Origin of the sequence: Mycolicibacterium vaccae NBRC 14118 = CIP 105934 (genome assembly GCF_001552715.1) — a bacterium.
GTDB classification, from domain to species: Bacteria; Actinomycetota; Actinomycetes; order Mycobacteriales; family Mycobacteriaceae; genus Mycobacterium; species Mycobacterium vaccae.
This window is the reverse complement of sequence record NZ_BCRS01000280.1, coordinates 1-3,754: the sequence shown is the minus strand read 5'-3', so window position 1 is coordinate 3,754 and position 3,754 is coordinate 1. Positions and strand designations below refer to the sequence as shown.

Below are 3,754 nucleotides of genomic sequence, written 5' to 3'. Positions count from 1 at the left end.
CGGGTTGCGGCTCGGACTGCACCGCGCGCCGCAACGCGGGGTCGCCGGTGAACGAGTCGACGTAGCCGTCCTCGACCCGGTCGAAGCGCAGCCCGAGCAACAGGTATTCACGGATCAGAGAGCTGGAATCCCTACCTACGTCCATGCCTCAATAACCTAACTGCAAGACTGTGCCCATGGCGCGGCTGAGCGAACCCAGCCCATACGTGGAGTTCGACCGGACCCAATGGCGTGCACTGCGCATGTCGACGCCGCTGAAGCTGACCGAGGACGAACTCGTCAGGTTGCGCGGCCTCGGCGAGAAGATCGACCTCCTCGAAGTCGAAGAGGTCTATCTGCCACTGGCCCGGTTGATCCATCTGCAGGTCGCGGCCAGGCAGGCCCTGTTCGCGACGACGGCCGACTTCCTCGGTGAGCCGCAACAGAACCCGGACCGCCCGGTCCCGTTCGTGATCGGCGTGGCCGGCAGCGTGGCGGTCGGCAAGTCCACCACCGCCCGTGTGCTGCAGGCGCTGCTGGCGCGCTGGGAGCACCATCCGCGCGTCGACCTGGTCACCACCGACGGCTTCCTGTACTCCAACGCCGAGCTGAGCCGACGCAACCTGATGCACCGCAAGGGGTTTCCGGAGAGCTACGACCGCCGGGGACTGATGCGGTTCGTCACGGCCGTGAAATCGGGTTCGGATGCCGCGTGCGCGCCGGTGTACTCGCATCTGCTCTACGACATCGTGCCCGGCGAGAAACAGGTCATCGAGCATCCGGACATCCTGATCCTCGAGGGCCTCAACGTGCTGCAGACCGGCCCCGCGCTGATGGTCTCGGACCTGTTCGACTTCTCCGTCTACGTCGACGCCCGCATCGAGGACATCGAGAACTGGTACATCTCACGGTTCCTGACGATGCGGGAGGGCGCGTTCGCCGACCCGGCCTCGCACTTCCACCACTACTCGACGCTCACCGACGAGCAGGCGGTGTTCGCCGCCCGCGACATCTGGCATTCGATCAACCGCCCCAACCTGATCGACAACATCCTGCCGACCAGACCGCGCGCCACGCTGGTGCTGCGCAAGGACTCCGACCACTCGATCAACCGACTGCGTCTTCGAAAACTGTAGCGCCGGTTTCCGATCCGCGGCTCAACGGTCCGCAGCGCACGTCGAACCGGTGCCGCACGGTGTCGAGGGTGTCGCGCAGGTGCTCGCGTCCGCGTCGGTGGGTCAGCATGAACCGCACCGCGCCTGCGGTACGGCGCGGCCACGGGTACCAGCGGTCGAAATCCAGGCCGCATTCGTTGAAGACCTTCGTCGGCATGTTGTCGTACATCAGACCCAGGTTGTACTGGACCAGCGAGAACATCGTGTAGGGCAGCACCGCCTTGTTCCTGCGCAGCAGCTCCTGCATGTCGAGTTCGTAGAGGGGCACCTCGGTGAGCTTGTCCAGGAACATCAGATGCGTCATGAAGTAGCCCATGTAGGACATCAGATGCATTGTGGCCGAACGGGTCTGAATGGACAGCACCTTGCCGTCGGCAGATGCGTAGGGTTCGTAGGGGTGGTCCCCCAAGGTCAGGTAGCCGGTGCAGTTGACAATCCAGCTACCGTCCTCGACGGGCCTGGTCGCGCCGCTGCGCAGCACCATCTCCGCGGCGCCGTCGCGGTCGACGATGTCCACCAGATGGTCCATCACCACCGCGTTCAGGCCGTCGGCGATGGTCCTGTTCTCGGTTTCCGACAGCACCCCGAGGAGGAAGTTGCCTGCCTGCGGGGTCAGCCACGTGCCGTAGGCGGTGCGGAACCACTCGGCGAGCTCCGCCTCGTTGGTGCCGTCGAATCGCCGGCACATGTCGGCGGCCATGCTGCTCAGCAACGTGCTGCCGACCCACCGTCGCCGGCCGCTCGGGAAGAACTTCTCCCGGCTGGTGAAGAACGTGCCCGAGCCCGCGACCAGGTTGACCTCCCGGCCCGGGTGGGACGAGAGCAGCGCGTGCGCGGTGTCCATCGCGGTCTTCCCGCCGCCGATGATGTACACCGGCGCGGTGCTGTCGCCGATGTCGCCGGTCCGCACGTCGCAGGTGTCCGGCGACACCGACCGCACCCGGGGGCTCGAGACCGGCAGCGGGTCGTTGGGCAGCACCCGCACCCCGTAGGCCTTGATCAGCCGCGCGGCCCGGATGACGCGGATGCCCCCGTCGGGGGCGCGGCAGGTGACCCGCACGCCACCGTCGGCCGGCTCGTCGGACTGGAAGTCCCAGCCGTAGCGTTCGTCGACCGTCACCTGTTTCCCGATCTCGTCGAGGCAGTGCTGCAGGTGGTCCAGAACCTCGTCTTTGGTGGCCAGATACGACGGCTCCCGGCCCAGCGTCCAGGCGATGTTGCCGGCGGTGAACATCGGGTGCGGCTGGTGCAACCGCACGTAGGGATACGTGTCGACCCACATCCCGCCGACCCGGCGGCGCCGGTCGACGAGGATGATCCGCTGCCCGCGGCCCAGGTGACGGCTGGCGGCGAACAACGCGTTCAGTCCGGCCAGACCGGCGCCGACGACACAGAGGTCGCACGTGTCCGTCTCGGTGGTGTGCTGGTCGGTGATGGACACGGCGGCCTCCCTCTGCGCGGTGTGCTGTCAGTGTGAGCGCGCGGGCCGGCGATCGGGTAGGTGGTCGACTACCTGTTTCCGCCGGCCGCGCGCCGGGTCAGGCGGTGGCCCTGCGCAGCCGGCGCCACCCGATGTACTGCAGGTCGGCGAACGCCAGCGTGTACACGCCGGTGGCCAGCACCACCGCCACCCCGGCTGGGGTCAGCGTCCACACGTCGGTGAGCACGACTGCCACTGCGGCCACGGTGTAGAGGAGGTTCGCCGCGATCACCACCGGGCCCGCGACGTTCAGCTTCGGCAGCGCGGCCAGGCCGAACACCACCACGCCGTACGCGATGAAGAATGCGGCCAGGGTGTACTCGATGGTCGTCGTGGTGCCCGACAGCTCAGCCAGCCAGCCGGCCATCGGCAGCGCGGCCAGACCGGCGATGCCGGTCAGTACCGCATCGGCGCGCATGCCCAGTCTCAGTAACGAGTCGGTCGACTCGTTCAGTCGGGCGGAGACTGTGGTGGTCATCGAGTTGGTCATGATGAGTCCTTTCCTGGCGCTGTCTCGGAGTGCGGCCGCCGGTGACGGTGGCCACGTCACTGACAGTGCGCAGAACTCACTGCCAACTCGACACCGGACGCTGCCAGATACTGCCAACCGCAGGTCAGCGTCGGTGCCGGGTCAGCGTGCGGTGACGACGTCGCTGCGCAGATCGGTGGCGATGACGCGCGCCGCCGCGTTCTGCCAGTTGTGCAGCGACCGCTGCGGGACCTCGGCGACCAGCCAGTGCCACGCCTGACGGGCCACCGGATCCAGGCCCGCCGCCGTCGCGTTCTGGGCGTAGGCGCGCACGCCGACCACGTACGGGAAATACAGCGCGTTGTAGTGCCGCCATTGCTCGGTGGTGCCGAAGTCCCCGCCGTCGCGCGGTTTGAGCGCGGCGATCCGTTCGGCCAGCAGCGCCCGCAGTTCGTTGGCCCGCTCCAGCGGCTGATCGGGTGCGCCGCGGCGGGCGAGCCGCTCGTCGATGACCGGCAGCGCGGTCAGCGGGCTGGCGACGAGCTTGGACAGGTCGCCGTAGTGCCCGAGCGCGCGCCGGGTGACGCGGGCGAAGGTGTCTTCGTCCATCCCGTCCAGCGGGCTGGCCGAGCGCAGCGGCAGCGCCGCCTC

At 68.0% G+C, this 3,754-nt stretch carries 3 protein-coding genes and 2 pseudogenes; 1 reads left to right on the top strand and 4 read right to left on the bottom strand.

All coding sequences use genetic code 11. From position 1 onward, the window contains the following. Positions 1-145 (bottom strand): annotated as a pseudogene (locus MVA01S_RS32230) (DUF885 domain-containing protein); the annotation flags it as partial. A gap of 31 nt (positions 146-176) precedes the next feature. Between MVA01S_RS32230 and coaA the strand changes: the two are divergent. Beyond that, positions 177-1,115, top strand: coding sequence for a type I pantothenate kinase (gene coaA, locus MVA01S_RS29070; RefSeq protein WP_003930065.1), 939 nt, complete (start codon positions 177-179; stop codon positions 1,113-1,115). Here the strand turns inward: coaA and MVA01S_RS29065 are convergent. The 3 genes and pseudogenes from MVA01S_RS29065 to MVA01S_RS29055 all read right to left on the bottom strand — a co-directional run. Next, positions 1,087-2,595, bottom strand: coding sequence for an NAD(P)-binding protein (locus MVA01S_RS29065; protein ID WP_003930064.1), 1,509 nt, complete (start codon positions 2,593-2,595; stop codon positions 1,087-1,089). The two genes, coaA and MVA01S_RS29065, sit on opposite strands and share 29 nt — an antisense overlap. A gap of 97 nt (positions 2,596-2,692) precedes the next feature. Continuing rightward, positions 2,693-3,124: a hypothetical protein gene (locus tag MVA01S_RS29060; RefSeq protein ID WP_003930063.1), complete on the bottom strand. Its 432-nt coding sequence runs from the start codon at positions 3,122-3,124 to the stop codon at positions 2,693-2,695. A 141-nt stretch (positions 3,125-3,265) separates the two neighbouring features. Continuing rightward, positions 3,266-3,754, bottom strand: a pseudogene (locus tag MVA01S_RS29055) (hypothetical protein); the annotation flags it as partial.

Excerpts from the sequence above, each read along its gene's own strand:
- coaA (WP_003930065.1), top strand. The coding sequence starts at position 177 with ATGGCGCGGCTGAGCGAACCCAGCCCATACGTGGAGTTCGACCGGACC.
- MVA01S_RS29060 (WP_003930063.1), bottom strand. The coding sequence starts at position 3,124 with ATGACCAACTCGATGACCACCACAGTCTCCGCCCGACTGAACGAGTCG.